Source organism: Actinomadura montaniterrae, assembly GCF_008923365.1.
In the GTDB taxonomy this organism is placed as follows: Bacteria; Actinomycetota; Actinomycetes; order Streptosporangiales; family Streptosporangiaceae; genus Spirillospora; species Spirillospora montaniterrae.
In genome coordinates this window covers 15,289-35,772 of the sequence record NZ_WBMR01000088.1, presented here as the reverse complement: position 1 = coordinate 35,772, position 20,484 = coordinate 15,289, and the positions used below count along the sequence as shown (strand labels likewise).

The window sequence follows — 20,484 nt, the reverse complement described above, 5'->3', positions numbered from 1 at the left end:
CTCGCGACCGCCGACCCGCGGACCCGGCGCGCGGCCACCGCGGTCGCCCGGGTCGCGGGGAGCGCGCCGGCGCGGACGGGCTGGCGGCGCGCGCGGCGGCTGGAGCGCTCCATGCGCCGCACGCTGGCGTCCGGCAGGACGAAGGCCGCGGTGTTCAACCGGGTCCTGATCCGGCTTCCGGTCCGCAAGGGCCTCGCGGTGTTCGAGAGCCATCTCGGCCTGCACTACTCCGACAACCCGAAGTACATCTACCGCGAGCTGCGCCGCTCGGACCGCCCGGTCGAGGCGGTGTGGTCGTACGCGTCGTCGGCGAAGGGCTTCCCGTCCGACGCGAAGCTGGTGAAGCGGGGCTCGTGGCGCTACCACCTCGCGCTCGCGCGGGCCGAGTTCTGGATCGACAACCAGGGCTATCCGGAGGGGCTGCGCAAGCGCCCCGAGACCACCTACATCCAGACCTGGCACGGGTCGGCGTACAAGCTGATGGGGCTCGACCAGCCGCCGATGAAGAGCGGGCCCGCGTCCGAACGGACCAGGCTCGCGCGGATGGTGGACCGCTTCGACTGCTTCCTCATCCGCTCCGGGCACGACGTGGACACCCTCGCCAAGGGGCTCGGGGTCCGGTCGGAGCTGCTGCCCGCCGGGTACCCGCGCAACGACCCGCTGGTCAACGGCGTGGACGGGGACCCGGAACTGGCCGCCGAGGTCGCCGCCCTGCGCCGCTCGCTCCGGCTGGACGACGGGCGCCGCGCCGTCCTCTACGCGCCGACCTTCAAGACGGGGCCGAAGGGCAGGCCGGTGAAGCTGATGGAACCGCCCGTGGACCCGGCGCGGTTCGCCCGCGACCTTGGGGACGAGATCGTCCTGCTCGTCCGCCCGCACTACCTGTGCCGCGCGAACCTGCCGCCGTCGGCGGCGCGGGCGATGCGGGACGTCGGGGACGTCGCGGACGCGACCCTGCTGCTCCTGCTCGCCGACGCGCTCGTCACCGACCACTCGTCGATCATGTTCGACTTCGCGCTGCTGGACCGGCCGATCGTGCTGCACCTGCCGGCCGGCGGCGAGCACGACACCGGCTACTTCGACCTTGAGGAGCACGCGCCCGGCCCGGTCACCCGGACCGAGGACGAGCTGGTCGCCGCGCTCGCGGACCTGGACGCCGCCGGGTCCGCGCACGCGGCGCGGCGCCGCGCGTTCGCCGCGCGGTTCGGGGAGCACGACCGCGGCACCGCCGCGCGCACCGTCGTGGACCGTTACTTCGGAGAAAGGAGCGCCCATGGTTCCCACCGGAACCGCTGAGCACGCACCGCGCGACGTCTTCATCGTCTGCAACAACGTCGACGAGATGGGGGGCCTGCAGCGCTGGGCGCACCACATGGCGCGGATGCTGGCAGAGCGGGGCGACCGCGTCACGCTCGTCGGGATCGTCCGCGGGCCGGACCGGCACCACCACGGCCGCGACGGCTCGTACAGGGTGGAGGTCCTGCACGACACGTGGCGCCCGCCGGTGCTGGAGTGGCGGCCCGAGCGGCTGCGGGACCGGGTGAACGCGGCGGCGCGCGGGCGCGACGTGTGGCGGTCGGCCGTGCAGCGGCGCGGCGCCGCCCGCCTGACCCGGATGTTCGCGGCGGCCCGTCCGGGCGCCGTGGTGATCGTGCCGCAGGTGTGGGCGATGGAGTGGGTCCGGCGGGCCGGCACCTCGGGGCTGCGGGTGATCGGCATGAGCCACGAGTCGTACAAGGCGAGCCGCAAGTCGACCCGGTACCAGCGGGTGAAGCGGCACTTCGCGCACGTCGACCGGTTCCTCACGCTGACGCCGGAGGACGCGGACGCGTGGGCGAGGGACGGCATGACGAACGCCGACCACATCCCGAACGCGCTGCACGTCACCCCGGCCGTCTATCCGACGCTCAACCTGCCCGCGGTCGCCTGCGTGGGCCGCCTGTCCTACGAGAAGGGCGTGGACCTGCTGCTGGAGGCGTGGGAGCGGGTACACGGGCGGCATCCGGAGTGGCGGCTGCACGTCTACGGCACCGGGCCTGACGAGGAGGCGCTGCGCGAGCAGGCGGCCGCCGCAGGGCTGACAGGGTCGGTCGAGTTCCGGGGCGTCGTTGCCGACGTCGAGGAGGCGATGGTCGAGGCGTCGGTGTTCGCGCTGCCGTCCCGCGCGGAGGGGGTGCCGATGTCGGTGATGGAGGCGATGGCGTACGGGCTGCCGACGGTGGCGTTCGACTGCGCGCCGGGCGTGCGGATGCTGCTCGGCGAGCGGGGCGAGGAGACGGGCGGGCTGCTCGTGCGGCCGGGGGACACGGCCGCGTTCGCCGAGGCGCTGGAACGCCTGATCGAGGACCAGGAGCTGTGCTGCCAGCTCGGCGCCGAAGCTCGCGCGTCGGTGCAGCGCTTCCAGCCGGAGACGGTGCTGGCCCGCTGGGACCGGCTGTTCGACCTGCTGCACCGCGATCTCCCGGCGGTGCGGGAACGCGCCGCAGGGGACCGGTCCGCGGTGCCCGCGCCGGGGCTCGGGCAGCCCGCCGTGCGGGCGGGCGAGGTGGAGCCGGCCCTGGAGGCCGATTCTTTCTAACAACTGTTTGGTAAAGTGCCGGGCGTGAACGAGAACGAGTCCCCGGCGGACCGGGCGTTCCGCGCCGAGGTCCGCGGCTGGCTGGAGGCCAACCTGTCGGGCGAGTTCGCGCACGCGCGCGGGCTCGGCGGGCCCGGCCGCGAGCACGAGGCGTTCGAGGAGCGGCTGGCCTGGGAGCGGCACATGGCCGCCGCGGGCTGGACGTGCGTGGGCTGGCCCGAGGAGCACGGCGGCCGCGGCGCCACCGTCCGGCAGCAGGTGATCTTCAACGAGGAGTACGCGCTCGCCGACGCCCCCGCCCGCGTCGGGCACATCGGCGAGAACCTGCTCGGCCCCACCATCATCGCGTTCGGCACCGACGAGCAGAAGGCGCGCTTCCTGCCGCCGATCGTCGCGGTCGAGGAGCTGTGGTGCCAGGGCTACTCCGAGCCCAACGCCGGCTCCGACCTCGCCAACGTGCAGACCCGCGCCGCGCTCGCCGGCGACCACTGGACGGTCGACGGGCAGAAGGTCTGGACGTCCAACGCCCTCGAATCGGACTGGTGCTTCGTCGTCTGCCGCACCGAGCCCGGCTCGTCCCGCCACCACGGCCTGTCCTACCTGCTCGTCCCGATGAAGCAGGACGGCGTCGACATCCGGCCGATCGTCCAGCTCACCGGCACCTCCGAGTTCAACGAGGTCTTCTTCGACGGCGCCCGCACCGACGCCGGCAACATCGTCGGCGCGCCCGGCGAGGGCTGGAAGATCGCGATGGCCACGCTCGGCTTCGAGCGCGGCGTCGCCACCCTCGGCCAGCAGGTCGGGTTCCGCCGCGAGTTCGAGGGCGTGCTCGACCTCGCCCGCCGCACCGGCGCCATCGACGACCCGCTGCTGCGCGACCGCCTCACCCGCGCCTACATGGGCCTCGAGGTCATGCGGCTGAACGCGGTCCGCACGATGGCGGGCGTCGCGTCCGGCGCCCCCGGGCCCGAGTCGTCGATCTCCAAGCTCGTCTGGGGCACCTGGCACCGCGAACTCGGCGAGCTCGCCATGGACGTCCTCGGCGCCGCCGGAATGGTCGCCGACGGCGAACCCTACGACCTCAACGACTGGCAGCGGCTGTTCCTGTTCTCCCGCTCCGACACGATCTACGCCGGGTCGAACGAGATCCAGCGCAACATCATCGCCGAGCGGGTGCTCGGTCTCCCCAGAGAGGCTCGCGGATGACGCCGCCCCCCTACGTCCCCGGGCACGGCCTGCTGAAGGACCGCGCCGTCGTCATCACCGCCGCCGCCGGCGCCGGGATCGGCGGCGCCGCCGCCCGCCGCTGCCTGGAGGAGGGCGCCCGCGTCCTGATCTCCGACGCGCACGAGCGGCGGCTCGCCGCGTCCGCGCAGGAGCTGGAGAAGGAGTTCGGCGCCGACCGGGTCGCCTCCCTGCCCTGCGACGTCACCGACGAGGAGCAGGTCCAGGCCCTGTACGCGCTGGGCGTCGAGCGGTTCGGCCGGATCGACGTCGCCGTCAACAACGCCGGCCTCGGCGGCACCGCCGACCTGGTCGACATGACCGACGACCAGTGGGGACGCGTCCTCGACATCACGCTGAACGGCACGATGCGCTGCACCCGCGCCGCGCTGCGGATCATGCGCGACCAGGGCGCCGGCGTCATCGTCAACAACGCGTCGGTGATCGGCTGGCGGGCGCAGAAGGGCCAGTCGCACTACGCCGCCGCCAAGGCCGGCGTGATGGCCCTCACCCGCTGCTCCGCGCTGGAGGCCGCCGAGTTCGGCGTGCGGATCAACGCCGTCTCGCCGTCCCTCGCCATGCACCCCCACCTGGTCAAGGTGACGTCGGAGGAGCTGCTCGACGAGCTGACGCGGCGCGAGGCGTTCGGCCGCTACGCCGAGCCGTGGGAGGTGGCCAACGTTATCGTCTTCCTGGCCAGCGACTACTCCTCGTACATGACCGGGGAGGTCGTCTCCGTCTCTTCCCAGCACGCTTAGGAACCGACCATGAGTCCACGACGGCGCGACGCCGAGGGCACCGCCGCCGCCCGCGCGGAGCGGCGGGCCGAGCTGCTCGCCACCGCCGCCGAGGTGTTCGCCTCGCAGGGGTACTCCGCCACCACCGTCCGGAAGGTGGCCGACGCCGCCGGCATCCTCGGCGGCAGCCTCTACTACCACTTCGACTCCAAGGAGGCGATGGCCGACGAGATCCTGTCGACCTTCCTGGACGAGATGTGGGCGGCCTACGAGCGCGTCCTCGCGGCGGAGCTCAGCGCCCGCGACACCATGGAGGGCGTCATCGTCGAGTCGTTCCGCTCGATCGACCGGCACCGGCCCGCCGTCGTCCTCTACCAGAACGAGTCCAAGCACCTCGCCACCAGCGAGCGCTTCCACTACCTGCTCGAGTCGCAGCGCCGCTTCGAGACGATGTGGATGTCCCTGCTGGACCGCGGCGTCGAGGAGGGCGCCTTCCGCGCCGACCTCGACCGGACGCTGATCTACCGCTTCATCCGCGACACCGTCTGGGTCGCGGCCAACTGGTACCAGCACGGCGGGCGGCTGTCCGCCGACGACATCGCCAAGCAGTACCTCGCCATGGTCCTCGAAGGCATCCAGGCGAGCTAGCCCCGAAGGAGACACCCCCCATGGCCGAGGCCTACATCGTCGAAGCGGTCCGCGCCCCCGTCGGCCGCAAGAAGGGCGGGCTCGCCGGCGTCCACCCCGCCGACCTCGGCGCCCACGTGCTGAAGGCGCTGATGGACCGCGCGAAGGTGGACCCCGCCGCCGTCGAGGACGTGGTGTTCGGCAACGTCGACAGCGTCGGCCCGCAGGCCGGCGACATCGCCCGCACCTGCTGGCTCGCCGCCGGGCTGCCCGAGGAGGTCCCCGGCGTCACCGTCGACCGGCAGTGCGGCTCCTCGCAGCAGGCCGTGCACTTCGCCGCGCAGGCCGTCCTCGCCGGGACGTCCGACCTCGTCGTCGCGGGCGGCGTGCAGAACATGTCGCAGATCCCGATCTCGTTCGCGATGACCGCCGCCGAGCCGCTCGGCTTCACCCAGGGCCCGTTCGCCGGCTCCAAGGGCTGGACGGAGCGGTACGGCGACGCCGAGGTGTCGCAGTTCAACGGCGCCGAGATGATCGCCCGCGACTGGGACATCTCCCGCGAGGAGATGGAGGAGTTCGCCTACCAGTCGCACCAGCGGGCGATCCGCGCGATCGACGAGGGCCGGTTCGAGCGGGAGATCGTCCCGCTGGAGGGCGTCACCGCCGACGAGGGCCCGCGCCGCGACACCACCCGGGAGAAGATGGCCGGGCTGAAGACCCTCGTCGTGGGCGGCCGGCTCACCGCCGCGCTCGCCTCCCAGATCTCCGACGGCTCCGCCGCCCTGCTCATCGCCTCCGAGCAGGCCGTCAAGGACCACGGCCTCACCCCGCGCGCCCGCATCCACCACATCTCCGCGCGCGGCGAGGACCCGATCCGGATGCTGTCCGCGCCGATCCCCGCCACCGCCCACGCGCTGAAGAAGACCGGCATGACGATCGGCGACTTCGACGCCGTCGAGATCAACGAGGCGTTCGCGCCGGTCGTGCTCGCCTGGCTGAAGGAGACCGGCGCCGACCCGGCGAGGGTCAACCCGAACGGCGGCGCCATCGCCCTCGGCCACCCGCTCGGCGCCACCGGCGCCCGGCTGATGACCACGCTGCTGCACGAGCTGGAGCGCACCGGCGGCCGCTACGGCCTCCAGACGATGTGCGAGGGCGGCGGCCAGGCCAACGTCACCGTCATCGAGCGCCTCTGACCCCTCCGGGCCCGCGGGAGGCCGCGGGCCCGGCGCCTTCCCCCACCCCCCGATCGGAGGTCGTTGTGGACGTCTTCGAGAGCGCGAAGCTCGGGCCCGTCACGTTGCGGAACCGGGTCGTCAAGGCCGCCACGTTCGAGGGCATGACCCCGGACGCCCTCGTCACCGACGACCTGATCGAGTACCACCGGCGGCCCGCCGCCGGGGGAGTGGCGATGACGACCGTCGCCTACTGCGCGGTCGCGCCGGAGGGCCGCACGGAGCGGCGGCAGATCCACATGCGGCCCGAGGCCGTTCCGGGGCTGCGGCGCCTCACCGACGCGGTGCACGCCGAGGGCGCCGCGGTGTCCGCGCAGATCGGGCACGCCGGCCCGGTCGCCGACGCCGCCTCCAACAAGATGCGCGGGCTGTCGGCGGGACGGTTCTTCAACCCGATCGGGATGCGCTTCACCAAGCCCGCGACGGCCGAGGACATCGAGCGGGTCACCCGCGCCCACGCCGGCGCGGCGCGGCTGGCGATCGAGGCGGGGTTCGACGCCGTCGAGATCCACTTCGGGCACAACTACCTCGCCAGCTCGTTCCTCAGCCCGCGGCTGAACAAGCGCGACGACGAATACGGCGGGCCGATCGAGAACCGCGCGAAGGTGGCGCTCGGCATCGCCCGCGCGGTGCGCGAGGAGGTCGGCGACCGGATCGCCGTCACCGCGAAGATCAACATGCGGGACGGCGTGCCGGGCGGGCTGGAGATCGACGACAGCCTGCAGGTCGCCCGGTGGCTGCAGGAGGAGGGGACCGTCGACGCCCTGGAGCTGACGGCGGGCAGCTCCCTGCTGAACCCGATGTACCTGTTCCGCGGCGGCGCGCCGGTCAAGGAGTTCGCCGCGAACTTCAAGCAGCCGCTGCGGACGGGCATCCGGATGTCCGGCACGAAGTTCCTGCGCGCCTACCCGTACCAGGACGCGTTCCTCCTCGAGCACGCCCGCCGGTTCCGCGCCGAGCTGGACCTGCCGCTCATCCTGCTCGGCGGCGTCACCAACCGCGAGACCATGGACCGGGCGATGGCGGAGGGCTTCCAGTTCGTCGCGATGGGACGCGCGCTGCTGCGCGAGCCCGACCTGGTGAAAAGGATCGCGGCGGACCCCTCGACACGCTCGCTGTGCATCCACTGCAACCGCTGCATGCCGACCATCTACACCGGCACGCACTGCCCCGAGATCCCGGCGGAGAACCCGGCTTGACCTGGAGTGCGCTCCAACTCGTAGCGTGAGGGCATGACCACTCCGCAACGCAGGATCGATTCGGGTTTCGGGTTCGAGAGCACGGCGCGCGACGTCCTCGCGGGCATCGACCTGTCCGGGCGGCTGGCCGTCGTGACCGGCGGGTACTCCGGGCTCGGGCTGGAGACGACCCGGGCCCTGGCCGAGGCCGGCGCGCGTGTGGTGGTGCCCGCGCGGCGCCCCGCGGTGGCGAAGGAGGCGCTCGACGGGATCGGCGGCGCCGAGGTGGACGAGCTGGACCTCGGCGACCTGGAGAGCGTGCGGGGCTTCGCCGACCGGTTCCTGGCGTCCGGCCGCGGCATCGACATGATCATCGGCAACGCGGCGGTCATGGCCTGCCCGGAGACGCGGGTCGGCCCGGGCTGGGAGGCGCAGTTCGCCACCAACCACCTCGGGCACTTCGCGCTGGTGAACCGGCTGTGGCCGGCGGTCAGGCCCGGCGCCCGCGTCGTCGCCGTGTCCTCGCAGGGGCACCACTTCTCCCGGATGCGCTGGGACGACCCGCACTTCGCCCGCGGCTACGACCGGTGGGAGGCGTACGGGCAGGCGAAGACCGCCAACGTGCTGTTCGCCGTGCACCTGGACGCCCTGGCGAAGGACTCCGTGCGCGCGTTCTCCCTCCACCCGGGCAGCATCCTCACGCCTCTGCAGCGGCACATCCCGAAGGAGGACAAGATCGCCTACGGGTGGATCGACGAGGACGGCAACGAGATCGCCCAGGGCTTCAAGACCCCGGAGCAGGGCGCGGCGACGGCGGTGTGGGCGGCGACGTCCCCGCGGCTGGACGGGATGGGCGGCGTCTACTGCATGGACTGCGACATCGCCGAGCCCACCCCGGCCGGCGTGCCGGAGGTGCGCGGCCGGAAGGCGGGCGCGCCCGCGCCCGTGGGCGTCCGGCCCTACGCGACCGACCCGGACGAGGCCGCGCGGCTGTGGGCGTACTCGGCCGAGCTGACCGGCGTCGACGCGTTCGCGGAGTAGGGCGTCCCCGGCCCGGGTCCTCGTCGCGGGGCCCGGGCCCGGTGCCGTTTCCGGCCGTCGGCATAATCCCTGGGGGACGACGGACGGCCGAGAGGTGAGGCGATGATCGACGTGGGCGGCTGGTCGCCGGAACCGGTGGAGACGGCCGAGGTCATCGACGCCGCGCCGTCGGCCGCGCTGGCCGGGGTGCTGGACGTCGAGCCGCCGGGGGAGGAGCTGCCGCCGCTGTGGCACTGGCTGCACTTCCTCGAACGGCCCGCGCAGCGCGAGCTCGGCCCCGATGGACACCCGCTCGCCGGGCACTTCCTGCCGCCGATCCCCGACCGGCGGCGCATGTTCGCCGGCGGCAGGTTCCGCGTCCGCGAGCCGTTGCGCATCGGTGACACCGTCTCGCGCCGCGCCGAGCTGGCTTCGACGGCGGTCAAGCAGGGACGCAGCGGCGAGATGCTGTTCGTCACCGTCCGCCACACTTTCCTGCGCGACGGCACCGAGATCGCCGTCGAGGAGCAGGACCTCGTCTACCGCAGCGGCGACGCGGCGTCCCGTCCGCCAGAGGTGTCCTTCGAGGCGCCGGAGGTGAAGGCGCCGTGGACGCTGCCGGTGACCGCCGACCCGGTGCTGCTGTTCCGGTTCAGCGCGCTCACCTACAACGCCCACCGCATCCACTACGACGAGACCTACGCGACCGAGGTCGAGGGACACGGCGGGCTCGTCGTACACGGCCCGCTGCTGGCGATCCTTTGCCTGGAGCTGCCGCGCCGGGCGGGCATGAAGGTGACGGAACTGTCGTTCCGTGCCCGCAGGCCCGTCCACGCGCGGCAGCCCTTCGTCGCGGCCGGCTCGCCGGACGGCGAACTGTCGATCGAGGCGCCCGGCGGCGTCACCGCGATGACCGCGACCTTCTCCGCCGCCTAAGCCGCGGTGACGGGAGGCTCCACCACGGCGGGCCCGTCGCGGCGCTCCGCCCTGATCTGCAGGACGTACCGCTTGACCTCGTCGGCGGCGTCCTCGCGGCTCCAGCCCAGCCGCGGCGCGAGGAGGCCGGCGACGTGCGCCGCCGCGGCGAGGCCGCCGTCCCACTCCTCGATCGACACCCGCAGCCGCCGCGCGAGGACGTCCTCCAGGTGCAGGGCGCCCTCGTGCGTCACCGCGTAGACGGCCTCGGCGCACAGGTAGTCCTCCGCGCCGGGGATCGGTGCGCCGAGCTCCGGCTCCGCGGCGACCAGGTCGAGGACGTCCTGCGCGCACGACCCGTACCGGCGCAGCAGGTGCTCGATCCGCGCGACGTGCAGCCCGGAGCGGGCGGCGAGCCGGCGCCGCTCGTTCCACAGCACCTCGAAGCCGTCCGCGCCGAGGATCGGCAGCCGCCCGGTGACCGACGCGGGCACCGCCTCGTCCAGGCCCTCGGCGACCACGTCGACCGCGTCGCGCGCCATCACCCGGTAGGTGGTGAACTTGCCGCCGGTGACGACGACCAGCCCCGGCACCGGCTCGGCGACGGCGTGCTCGCGGGACAGCCGCGCGGTGTCGTCCATCTCGCCGGACAGCAGCGGCCGCAGCCCCGCGTACACGCCCTCGACGTCGTCCATGGTCAGCGGCGTGCGCAGCACCGCGTTCACCCGCTCCAGCAGGTAGCCGATGTCGGTGTGGTCGGCGACCGGCTCGTCCGGGCCCTCGTCGTGCGGGGTGTCGGTCGTGCCGACCAGCCAGTGCCGGCCCCACGGGATGATGAACAGCACGCTGCGCTCGGTCCGGGTGATCAGCCCGGTGTCCATCGGGATCCGGTCGCGCGGCACCACCAGGTGGACGCCCTTGGACGCGCGCACCGCGAACGCCGCGCGCGACCCCGTCATCGCCTGCGCGCCGTCCGTCCACACGCCCGTCGCGCAGACGACCCGGCGGGCCCGGACGGTGATCTCCCGCCCGCCCTCCAGGTCCACGACGTGCGCCCCGGTGACCCGCTCGCCCTCGCGGAGGAACCCCGTCACCTCGGCGCGCGTGGCGACCCTCGCGCCGTACCGGGCGGCGGTACGGGCGACCATCATCGTGTAACGGGCGTCGTCCACCTGCGCGTCGTAGTACTGGATCGCGCCGACGAGCGCGTCCGAGCGCAGGGCCGGCGCCTCCCGCAGCGCGCCGCGCCGGGTGAGCTGCCGGTGCCGGGGCAGCGACCGCGCGCCGCCCATCGTGTCGTACAGGGTCACGCCGGCGCTGACGTACGCCCGCTCCCACACCCGGTTGCGCAGCGGGTACAGGAACTGGACGGGCCGCACCAGGTGCGGCGCGAGCCGGTGCAGGAGCAGGGCGCGCTCCCGCAGCGCCTCGCGGACCAGCCCGAAGTCGCGCTGCTCCAGGTAGCGGAGCCCGCCGTGGATCAGCTTGCTGGAGCGGCTGGAGGTGCCGGCCGCCCAGTCGCGCGCCTCCACCAGGGCCACGGACAGGCCCCGGGAGACCGCGTCGAGCGCGGCGCCCGCGCCGACGATGCCGCCGCCGACGACCAGGACGTCGAACTCGTTCTCGGCCAGGGCGCGCAGGGTGTCCTCGCGGTACCGAGGGCCGAGGGCTACGGATGTCACTGCATGCTCCCGATGAGGGGTGATCGGTCAGGATGGTGCGGGCGGGGCCGGCGCCGGTGTCCCGGCCCCGCCGCGCGTGTCGTCCCGGCCGGGTCTAGTCGACGTCGACCCAGTCGAGGGTTCGGTTGACGGCCTTCTTCCAGCCGGCGTAGCCGGTGGCGCGCTGCTCGTCGTCCCAGGTGGGCTGCCAGCGCTTGTCCTCGTTCCAGTTCTGGCGCAGCTCGTCGGTGGTGTTCCAGAACCCGACGGCGAGGCCGGCGGCGTAGGCGGCGCCGAGCGCGGTCGTCTCGGCGACGACCGGACGCGACACCGGGACGCCGAGGATGTCGGCCTGCATCTGCATGCACAGCTCGTTGGCGGTGATCCCGCCGTCGACCTTGAGCGTGTCGAGGGCGACGCCGGAGTCCTCGCGCATGGCCTCGACGACGTCCCGCGACTGGTAGCAGATCGATTCGAGGGTGGCGCGGGCCAGGTGGGCGTTGGTGTTGAAGCGGGACAGGCCGACGATCGCGCCGCGCGCGTCCGACCGCCAGTACGGGGCGAACAGGCCGGAGAACGCGGGGACGAAGTAGACGCCGCCGTTGTCCTCGACCTGCCGGGCGAGCGCCTCGCTCTGCGCGGCGCCGGAGATGATGCCGAGCTGGTCGCGCAGCCACTGCACCGCCGACCCGGTCACCGCGATCGAGCCCTCCAGCGCGTACACCGGCTTCTCGGACCCGAACTGGTAGCAGACCGTGGTCAGCAGCCCGTTCTTCGACCGGACCAGCTCGTTGCCCGTGTTCAGCAGCAGGAAGTTGCCGGTGCCGTAGGTGTTCTTGGCCTCGCCGGGCGAGAAGCACACCTGCCCGACCGTCGCGGCCTGCTGGTCGCCGAGCGCGGCCGTCAGCGGGACCTCGCCGCCGAGCGGGCCGTCCGGGCGGGTCAGCCCGTACGCCTCGGACGTCGACGACGGCCTGATCTGCGGCAGCATCGCGCGCGGGATGCCGAAGAACGACAGCAGCTCGTCGTCCCAGTCGAGGGTCTCCAGGTCCATCAGCATGGTGCGGCTGGCGTTGGTGACGTCCGTGACGTGCGCGCCCCCGTCGGGGCCGCCCGTCAGGTTCCACAGCACCCAGCTGTCGGTCGTCCCGAAGATCGCGTCGCCGCGCTCGGCCGCCTCCCGGACCCCGTCGACGTTCTCCAGGATCCACTGGATCTTGCCGCCGGAGAAGTAGGTCGCGGGCGGCAGCCCGGCCTTGCGCCGGATGACGTCGCCCTTGCCCTCGCGCTCCAGCGCGGAGGCGATGCGGTCGGTGCGGGTGTCCTGCCAGACGATCGCGTTGAAGTAGGGCCGTCCGGTGCGGCGGTCCCACACCAGCGTCGTCTCCCGCTGGTTGGTGATGCCGAACGCGGCGAGGTCGGCGTGGGTCAGGTTCGCCTTGTTCAGCGTGCTCTGGATGACCGCGCGGGTGCGCTCCCAGATCTCGGTGGGGTTGTGCTCGACCCAGCCGGCCCGCGGCAGGATCTGCTCGTGCTCGAGCTGGTGGCGGGCGATCTCGTTGCCGCCGTGATCGAAGATCATGAAGCGGGTGCTCGTGGTGCCCTGGTCGAGCGCTCCGACGAAGTCAGCCATGTGCGGAATCTCCAGTGGGAAGGGCCTGCGGACGGGGACGAGAAGCGATCATGCCGTCTCGTACTCGGGCTCGGGCTTGGCGACGTCCGGCTCCACGTCGTCGGACGGCAGGAACCAGCCGATCAGCAGCTTGTACAGGCCGGCGCCGAGCACGCCGCCGATGAGCGGCGCGACGATCGGGACCCAGAAGTACAGATCCCCGTTCTGGTCCTTCCAGGCGCCGCCGTAGCCGGTGATGAACTGCGCGAGGCGCGGGCCGAAGTCGCGCGCCGGGTTGATCGCGTAGCCGGCGTCCGAACCGAACGCCATGCCGATCCCCACGACCAGCAGCCCGATCAGGAACGGGCCGAGGTTGGCCAGCGGCGGCGCGTTCCGCGCGTCGGTGAGCGCCTTGATGACGAACAGCAGGATCGCGGTGCCGATGACCTGGTCGCGGAACGCGCCCCAGGTGCCGACGGGCAGGGTCCCGTTGCCCGGCAGCGTCGAGAAGACGCCCTGGGTCTTGATGGTGTGGCCGGGGTCGACCTTGGCCAGGATCTCGCTGTAGTTCCAGCGGACGATCAGCGCCGCGATGAACGCGCCGGCGGTCTGGGCGGCGATGTAGGGCGCCACCTTCCGCCAGGAGAACTCCTTGAACGCGGCCAGCGCGACCGTGACCGCGGGGTTGAGGTGGGCGCCGCTGATCCGCGCGGCGACGTAGACGCCGAGCGTGACGCCGAGCCCCCAGGCCCAGGCGATGCTGTCGTGGTCGCCGATGTCGGCCCCGGCGACCTGCGCGACGACGCCGACCCCGAACAGGATCAGGATCATCGTCCCGGCGAACTCGGCGGCGAGCTCACCGGCCAGCGGTGGGAATTTCCGGCGTTCCGCCATGTCTCTAGCTCCTCGGCTGCGTGGGGTGGACGCGAAGCCCCATGAGGCTGGCCAGAACGTAAGACGCGGATGACCCGGAAACAACGGAAGGCTGCCGACAATGTCGAACACTTTCCCCGCCGCCCGGCGCCGGTTACCCTCCCCCCTGTGCACCAGATCACAGAATCCGGGCAGTTCGGGACGGAAACGGCGGTGATGACGACGGCTGCCGACATTGTCGGCACCCTGCCCCGAGAACTAGCATCGGATTCATGCCCGGACCTGTGCAGTCGATCGAGCGGGCCGCCGCGATCCTGCGGCTGCTCGCCGCCAGCTCCGGCCGGCTCGGCGTCGGTGAGATCGCCAGCTCGCTCGGGCTCGCCCGCGGCACCGCGCACGGCATCCTGCGCACCCTGGAGCGGGTCGGCTTCGTCGAGCAGGACGGCGGCACCGGAAAGTACCAGCTCGGCGCCGCCCTGCTCCACCTCGGCACCAGCTACCTGGACGTCAACGAGCTGCGCTCCCGGGCGATCAACTGGGCCGACGCGCTCGCCTCGCGCAGCGGCGAGGCCGTCCGCATCGGCACCCTCCTCGACGGGAAGGTGCTGGTCGTCCACCACGTCTTCCGGCCCGACGACACCCTGCAGGCGCTGGACGTCGGGTCGCTGCTGCCGCTGCACGCGACCGCGCTCGGCAAGGCGCTGCTGGCGCACGACGCCAACGCGGCGGCCTCGATCCGCGACACCGAGCTGGAGTCCTACTGCCGCCGGACGATCACCGATCCGCGCCTGCTCGCACGGGCCGCCACCCGGGTCCGGGAGAACGGCTGGGCGGCCGAGGTCGAGGAGCTGTCCATCGGCGAGGCCGGCATCGCCGCCCCGATCCGCGGGTACGGGGGACTCGTCGTCGGGGCCATCGGCATCTCCGGCGCGGTCGAGCGGATCTGCGACACCGGCCGCGCCCCCGAGCCCCGCCTGGTGGCGTTCGTGCGGGACGCGGCCCGCGCCGTCTCCCGCGACCTCGGGGGCTCGCGATGGTGACGCGCGGGGGCCGGTGGTGACGGGGAAGCCGCTGGTGACGGGGAAGGGGCACGGCGGGGGAGAGGGTGCGACGTGACCGAACGCTACGTGATGTCGATCGACCAGGGCACCACCTCGACCCGGTGCATCCTGTTCGACCACGGCGGCCGGCTGGTGTCGGTGGCGCAGCGCGAGCACCGGCAGCACTTCCCGAAGCCCGGCTGGGTCGAGCACGACCCGATGGAGATCTGGCGGAACCTGGAGCGGATCGCCCCTGAGGCCCTCGCGCAGGCGGGCGTCACCGCGAACCAGGTCGCCGCCGTCGGCATCGCCAACCAGCGCGAGACCACCGTCCTGTGGGACCGCCTCACCGGCGTCCCGATCGGCCGCGCCATCGTCTGGCAGGACATGCGGACCGGCGCCCTGGTCGACGAGCTCGGCCGCGCGCCCGGCGCCGCGATCGTCACCGAGCGCAGCGGCCTGCCCCTCGCCACCTACTTCTCCGCGCCGCGCATCCGCTGGCTGCTCGACCACACGCCCGGCCTGCGCGAGCGCGCCGAGCGCGGCGAGGTGCTGTTCGGCACCATGGAGAGCTGGCTGATCTGGAACCTCAGCGGCGGCGTCGACGGCGGCGTGCACGTCACCGACGTCACCAACGCCAGCCGCACCCTGCTGATGGACCTGCACACGCTGTCCTGGGACGACGATCTGCTCGCGTTCTTCGGGGTGCCGCGGGCGATGCTGCCGGAGATCAGGTCGTCGACCGAGACCTACGGCACGGCCCGCAAGGTGTTCCCAGGGGTGCGGGTCGGCGCCGCGCTCGGCGACCAGCAGGCGGCGCTGTTCGGCCAGACGTGCTTCGCGCCCGGCGAGACCAAGTGCACCTACGGCACCGGCGCGTTCCTGCTGATGAACACCGGGACGAAGCCGGTGCGGTCGGAGAACGGGCTGCTCACCACCGTCGGCTACAAGATCGGCGACGAGCCGGCCGTGTACGCGCTGGAGGGCTCGATCGCGATCACCGGCGCGCTCGTCCAGTGGTTCCGCGACGGGCTCGGGCTGATCACCACGGCGCCGGAGATCGAGACGCTCGCCCGGACGGTGAGCGACAACGGCGGCTGCTACATCGTCCCGGCGTTCTCCGGGCTGTTCGCGCCGCACTGGCGCAGCGAGGCCCGCGGCATCATCGTCGGCCTGACCTCCTACATCACCAAGGGGCATCTGGCGCGGGCGGTGCTGGAGGCGACCGGCTGGCAGACCCGCGAGGTCGTGGACGCGATGAACCGCGACTCCGGGCTCAGCCTGAAGGAGCTGAAGGCCGACGGTGGCATGACCTCGGACAACCTGCTGATGCAGATGGTCGCCGACATGCTGAACGTGCCGGTGGCGCGGCCGATGGTGGTGGAGACCGTCTCGCTCGGCGCCGCGTACGCCGCCGGGCTGGCCGTCGGCTACTGGGCGGGCCTGGAGGGGCTGCGGCGCAACTGGCACCGCGCGGCCCGCTGGGTCCCGGCGATGGACGCGGGCCGCCGCGACCACGAGTACGACAACTGGAAGCGCGCCGTGGAACGCACCTTCGACTGGATCCGGGCGGGCGAGGAGCCCGACGACGCCCCTTGAGCACGCGCCGCGTCAGATCCGGTTCCGCTCGACGAGCTGCTTGACGATCACGTTGCGCTGGATCTCGTTGGTGCCCTCGCCGACGATCATCAGCGGGGCGTCCCGGAAGTAGCGCTCGATGTCGAACTCGGTGGAGTAGCCCGCGGCGCCGTGGATCCGGACGGCGTTGAGGGCGATCCGCATCGCGGCCTCCGACGCGTAGAGCTTGGCCATGCCCGCCTCCATGTCGCAGCGCTCGTCGGCGTCCAGCCGTCCGGCGGCGTCGAGGGTGAGCAGCCGCGCCGCGCGCAGCTCGGTGGCCATGTCGGCGAGGTAGTTGCCGACGGACTGATGCTTCCAGATCGGCTTGCCGAACGCCTCGCGCTCCTGGGCGTAGCGGACGGAGTCCTCCAGCGCGGCCCGGGCCACGCCGAGCGCGCGCGCCGCGACCTGGATCCGGCCGACCTCCAGACCGCGCATCATCTGCGCGAACCCGCGGCCCTCCTCGCCGCCGAGCACCGCGTCCAGCGGCGCCTCGTAGCCGTCGAACGACAGCTCGCAGCTCTCCACGCCCTTGTAGCCGAGCTTCGGCAGGTCGCGGGAGACGGTCAGGCCCGGGCCCTTCTCGACGAGCAGGATGCTGATGCCGCGGTGGCGGGGCTCGGCGTCCGGGTCGGTCTTGCACAGCAGCGCGACCAGGCCGGACATGCGCGCGTTGGTGATCCACATCTTGGCGCCGTCGATCACGTACCGGTCGCCGTCACGGCGCGCCGTCGTGCCCATCGACTGCAGGTCGGAGCCGCCGGACGGCTCGGTCAGCGCCATCGTGGCGCGCAGCTCGCCGGTCGCCATCCGGGGCAGGTACCGGCGCTTCTGCTCCTCGGTGCCGAAGACCGCGAGCAGGTGCGAGACGACCGTGTGCCCGCCGAACGCGCCCGCGAGCGACATCCAGCCGCGCGCCAGCTCCTCGGTGACGAGGGCGTAGCAGGCTTTCGAGACCGAGACCTCGCCGTACGGCTCGGGCACGGCGAGCCCGTAGACGCCCAGCTCCTTCATGCGGGCGATCAGGTGCTCGGGGTAGGCGTCGGCGTGCTCGAGGTCGCGGGCCACCGGCCGGACCTCCTTGTCGACGAAGTCCGCGACGACCTCGACGATGGCGCGCTCCTCGTCGCTCAGCGTGAACACGGCTGCCATCCTCCTCGAGCCCTGGCGCCGGCGGGCGCCTTTTCATATATTTGATTTGAAAACAATCGTTGTCAACTTCGAGCGGCCGGGAATCCGGCTACGGGACCCGGGGAGAAGCGCCCGTCTCCTACATAATGTTGGGGATCACGCAGGCGCACGGGGAGACGATGACAGTGCCGATTTCCGGCGGCCGGGCCCTCGGCAGGCGCCGCCAGCTCAGCGACGAGGTGGCCGCCTACGTCCGCGAGCTCATCATGTCCGGCCAGGTCAGGCACGGGGAGTTCCTCCGGCTCGAGCGGATCGCCGACGACCTCGGGATCAGCGTCACCCCGGTCCGCGAGGCGCTGCTGTCGCTGCGCGGCGAGGGCTTCGTCACGCTGGAGCCGCGCCGTGGTTTCATGCCGGCGCCGCTGTCGCGCCAGGACGTCCAGGACCTGTTCGAGGCGCAGGCGTACTTCGCCGGCGAGCTTGCCTCCCGCGCCGCCGAGAAGATCACGCGGGACGAGCTGGAGGCGCTCGACCAGACGCAGCGGCTGCTGGAACAGGCGTCCAAGGCGGCGGACGCCGAGGGCATCGAGCGGGCCAACCACCAGTTCCACCGGGTGATCAACCTGTGCGCCGACTCGCCGAAGACGGCGTGGCTGCTGCAGCTGGTGGTGCGGTACGCGCCGCGCCGCTTCTACTCCAGCATCCAGGGCTGGAGCCAGGCCTCCGTCGACGACCACCAGCTGATCCTCGCGGCGCTGCGGGCCGAGGACGCCGAGGCCGCGCGCGGCGCGATGCGCGCGCACATCCGGCACGCCGGGACGCTGCTGGTCGTGCACCTGGAGGCGCAGGGGTTCTGGGCCGGCCAGGCCGGCTGACCGGGGGTCGCCCCTTCCCCGGGTCGGCCTCTCCCCATATCGTATAAAAAATTGCCAGGGAGGGATCGATGGACGACCGGGACTCCGCAGCACCGCCCGCCCCCGCGCGCGGATCGGCGGCGGACGCGTGACCGCCGCCGACGACGAGGACGCCGGCGACGTCGTCGAGGCCGCCGACCACGCCGCGACCCGGGTCCTGACGCTGAACCGGCCCGGCGCGCGCAACGCGATCGACATCCCGGTGCGCCTGCGGCTCCTGGACGAGCTGCGGCGCGCCGCCGACGACCCGGCCGTCCGCGCGATCGTGCTGACCGGCGCGGGCGGCACGTTCTCGGCGGGCGGCGACCTGCGGTCGATGGAGGGCGCCGCTCCCGGCGAGGTCCGCGAGCGGCTGGCGCCGGTGCACCGGGCCGTCCGGATCATCGCGACCTGCGGGACACCGGTGATCGCGGCCGTCGAGGGCGCCGCCGCCGGGCTCGGCGTGTCCCTCGCCGCGGTCTGCGACCACGTGGTGGCCGCCGAGGACGCCCGGTTCGTCGCGGCGTTCGGCAAGGTCGGGCTGGTCGCCGACGGTGGGCTGCTGTGGACGCTCCCGCAGCGCGTCGGGATGGGCCGCGCCAAGGAGATGCTCGTGTTCGGCCGCACCGTGCCCGCACTGCGCGCCTACGAGATCGGGCTCGCCGACTCGCTCGCCCCGCCGGGCAAGGCACTGGACGCGGCGCTGGAGCTGGCCGCCGAGGCGGCGTCGCTCGCCCCGCTGTCGGTCGCCGCCGCCAAGCGGCTGCTCGCGCGCGCCGACCACAGCCTGAAGCGGCTGCTGGAGGCGGAGCGGGAGGAGCAGGCCGCGCTGTTCGGCACCGCCGACTTCGCCGAGGGCCGCGCCGCGTTCGCCGAGCACCGCGCCGCCCGTTTCGAGGGCCGTTGAGCCGCCGGCCCCACGACTTCTTCGCGCAGGCGTCTGATCCGGGAGGAAATGGAACGTGAGCAGGCTGCAGCAGACCTACGGGCTGACGGACGAGCAGCGGGAGATCGTCGCGACGGTGCGGGCGTTCGTCGACAAGGAGATCCTCCCGGTCGCCACGGAGCTGGAGCACGCCGACGCGTACCCGCAGGCCATCGTGGACGGGATGAAGGGGCTCGGCCTGTTCGGCCTGATGATCGGCGAGGAGCACGGCGGGCTCGGCGAGTCGCTGCTGACCTACGCGCTGGCGGTGGAGGAGCTGTCGCGCGGCTGGATGAGCGTGTCCGGCATCGTCAACACCCACTTCATCGTCGCCTGGATGATCACCCACCACGGCACCCCGGAGCAGAAGGCGCACTACCTGCCGAAGATGGCGACCGGCGAGATCCGCGGCGCGTTCTCGATGTCGGAGCCGGGCTGCGGCTCGGACGTCTCGGCGATCAGGACCCGCGCCGTGCCGGACGGCGACGCGTACGTGATCGACGGCCAGAAGATGTGGCTGACCAACGGCGGCTCCGCGAACCTCGTCGCCACGCTCGTCAAGACCGACCCGGACGCGGGCCACCGCGGCATGACGACGTTCCTGGTCGACAAGACGCCCGGGTTCGGGGAGGTCGCGCCCGGCCTGACCGTCCCCGGGAAGATCGAGAAGATGGGGTACAAGGGCGTCGACACGACCGAGCTGATCTTCGACGCCTACCGGATCCCGTCCGCGCAGATCCTCGGCGGGACGCCGGGGCGCGGCTTCTACCAGATGATGGACGGCGTCGAGGTCGGCCGCGTCAACGTCGCGGCCCGCGGCTGCGGCGTCGCGCGCCGCGCCTACGAGCTGGCCCTCGACTACGCGCGGCGGCGCGAGACGTTCGGCAAGCCGATCGCCGAGCACCAGGCCGTCATGTTCCGGCTCGCCGAGATGGCGACGAAGGTCGAGGCCGCGCACCAGATGATGGTGATGGCGGCGCGCCGCAAGGACTCCGGCGAGCGCAACGACCTCGAGGCGGGCATGGCCAAGTACCTGGCCAGCGAGTACTGCAAGGAGGTCGTGGAGGACGCCTTCCGCATCCACGGCGGCTACGCCTACTCCAAGGAGTACGAGATCGAGCGGCTCTACCGGGAGGCGCCGATGCTGCTGATCGGCGAGGGCACCGCCGACATCCAGAAGATGATCATCGGCCGCCGGCTGCTGGAGGGCTGAGG

At 72.8% G+C, this 20,484-nt stretch carries 18 protein-coding genes; 14 read left to right on the top strand and 4 right to left on the bottom strand.

Features of this window, described 5'->3' with window-relative positions:
* The first annotated feature begins 111 nt into the window (after positions 1 to 111).
* The 9 genes from F9B16_RS26765 to F9B16_RS26725 all read left to right on the top strand — a co-directional run bounded on the left by F9B16_RS26765 (position 112) and on the right by F9B16_RS26725 (position 9,535).
* Positions 112 to 1,296, top strand: coding sequence for a CDP-glycerol glycerophosphotransferase family protein (locus F9B16_RS26765; protein ID WP_151542959.1), 1,185 nt, complete (start codon positions 112 to 114; stop codon positions 1,294 to 1,296).
* Positions 1,274 to 2,578 (top strand): glycosyltransferase, encoded by a 1,305-nt coding sequence (locus tag F9B16_RS26760; RefSeq protein WP_151542957.1) that lies wholly within the window; start codon positions 1,274 to 1,276, stop codon positions 2,576 to 2,578. The genes F9B16_RS26765 and F9B16_RS26760 overlap by 23 nt, the downstream gene beginning before the upstream one ends.
* Positions 2,579 to 2,602: 24 nt before the next feature.
* Positions 2,603 to 3,784 carry an acyl-CoA dehydrogenase family protein gene (locus F9B16_RS26755; protein ID WP_151542955.1) on the top strand — a complete coding sequence of 394 codons (1,182 nt, stop codon included), beginning with the start codon at positions 2,603 to 2,605 and terminating at the stop codon, positions 3,782 to 3,784.
* The gene (locus F9B16_RS26750) at positions 3,781 to 4,560 is read left to right on the top strand and encodes an SDR family oxidoreductase (protein ID WP_151542953.1); all 780 of its coding nucleotides are present in this window, start codon (positions 3,781 to 3,783) and stop codon (positions 4,558 to 4,560) included. Before F9B16_RS26755 ends, F9B16_RS26750 begins: the two co-directional genes overlap by 4 nt.
* Before the next feature lie 9 nt (positions 4,561 to 4,569).
* Entirely contained in the window at positions 4,570 to 5,187 is a 618-nt protein-coding gene (locus tag F9B16_RS26745) for a TetR/AcrR family transcriptional regulator (protein ID WP_151542952.1), read from the top strand.
* A 20-nt stretch (positions 5,188 to 5,207) separates the two neighbouring features.
* A complete protein-coding gene (locus F9B16_RS26740) occupies positions 5,208 to 6,362 on the top strand; it encodes an acetyl-CoA C-acetyltransferase (RefSeq protein WP_151542950.1) in 1,155 nt (384 codons plus the stop codon).
* 65 nt (positions 6,363 to 6,427) lie between these two features.
* Complete coding sequence (locus F9B16_RS26735; RefSeq protein WP_151542948.1) at positions 6,428 to 7,600, top strand: NADH:flavin oxidoreductase; 1,173 nt, start codon at positions 6,428 to 6,430, stop codon at positions 7,598 to 7,600.
* A gap of 33 nt (positions 7,601 to 7,633) precedes the next feature.
* Entirely contained in the window at positions 7,634 to 8,620 is a 987-nt protein-coding gene (locus tag F9B16_RS26730; RefSeq protein WP_151542946.1) for an SDR family NAD(P)-dependent oxidoreductase, read from the top strand.
* A gap of 102 nt (positions 8,621 to 8,722) precedes the next feature.
* Entirely contained in the window at positions 8,723 to 9,535 is an 813-nt protein-coding gene (locus F9B16_RS26725; protein WP_151542944.1) for an FAS1-like dehydratase domain-containing protein, read from the top strand.
* Here the strand turns inward: F9B16_RS26725 and F9B16_RS26720 are convergent.
* From F9B16_RS26720 to F9B16_RS26710, 3 genes are all read right to left on the bottom strand, one after another.
* Positions 9,532 to 11,196, bottom strand: a complete 1,665-nt coding sequence (locus F9B16_RS26720; RefSeq protein ID WP_151542942.1) for a glycerol-3-phosphate dehydrogenase/oxidase — start codon at positions 11,194 to 11,196, stop codon at positions 9,532 to 9,534. The two genes, F9B16_RS26725 and F9B16_RS26720, sit on opposite strands and share 4 nt — an antisense overlap.
* Positions 11,197 to 11,290: 94 nt before the next feature.
* A complete protein-coding gene (gene glpK / locus F9B16_RS26715) occupies positions 11,291 to 12,808 on the bottom strand; it encodes a glycerol kinase GlpK (RefSeq protein ID WP_151542940.1) in 1,518 nt (505 codons plus the stop codon).
* Positions 12,809 to 12,856: 48 nt separating this feature from the next.
* Entirely contained in the window at positions 12,857 to 13,681 is an 825-nt protein-coding gene (locus F9B16_RS26710; RefSeq protein ID WP_151542939.1) for an MIP/aquaporin family protein, read from the bottom strand.
* Between the two features lie 251 nt (positions 13,682 to 13,932).
* On the opposite strand from F9B16_RS26710, the gene F9B16_RS26705 reads away from it, so the two are divergent.
* A complete protein-coding gene (locus tag F9B16_RS26705) occupies positions 13,933 to 14,700 on the top strand; it encodes an IclR family transcriptional regulator (RefSeq protein ID WP_151542937.1) in 768 nt (255 codons plus the stop codon).
* Between the two features lie 72 nt (positions 14,701 to 14,772).
* Complete coding sequence (glpK, locus tag F9B16_RS26700) at positions 14,773 to 16,299, top strand: glycerol kinase GlpK (protein ID WP_151542935.1); 1,527 nt, start codon at positions 14,773 to 14,775, stop codon at positions 16,297 to 16,299.
* Between the two features lie 12 nt (positions 16,300 to 16,311).
* Here glpK (F9B16_RS26700) and F9B16_RS26695 read toward each other — a convergent pair whose 3' ends face one another.
* Positions 16,312 to 17,472, bottom strand: a complete 1,161-nt coding sequence (locus F9B16_RS26695; RefSeq protein WP_151542933.1) for an acyl-CoA dehydrogenase family protein — start codon at positions 17,470 to 17,472, stop codon at positions 16,312 to 16,314.
* 158 nt (positions 17,473 to 17,630) lie between these two features.
* Between F9B16_RS26695 and F9B16_RS26690 the strand changes: the two genes are divergently transcribed.
* From F9B16_RS26690 to F9B16_RS26680, 3 genes are all read left to right on the top strand, one after another.
* Positions 17,631 to 18,326 carry a GntR family transcriptional regulator gene (locus F9B16_RS26690; protein ID WP_151542932.1) on the top strand — a complete coding sequence of 232 codons (696 nt, stop codon included), beginning with the start codon at positions 17,631 to 17,633 and terminating at the stop codon, positions 18,324 to 18,326.
* A 127-nt stretch (positions 18,327 to 18,453) separates the two neighbouring features.
* On the top strand, positions 18,454 to 19,251 hold the full coding sequence (locus tag F9B16_RS26685; protein WP_151542930.1) for an enoyl-CoA hydratase/isomerase family protein: 798 nt from the start codon (positions 18,454 to 18,456) through the stop codon (positions 19,249 to 19,251).
* A 55-nt stretch (positions 19,252 to 19,306) separates the two neighbouring features.
* A complete protein-coding gene (locus tag F9B16_RS26680) occupies positions 19,307 to 20,482 on the top strand; it encodes an acyl-CoA dehydrogenase family protein (protein WP_151542928.1) in 1,176 nt (391 codons plus the stop codon).
* The last annotated feature ends 2 nt before the right edge of the window (positions 20,483 to 20,484 follow it).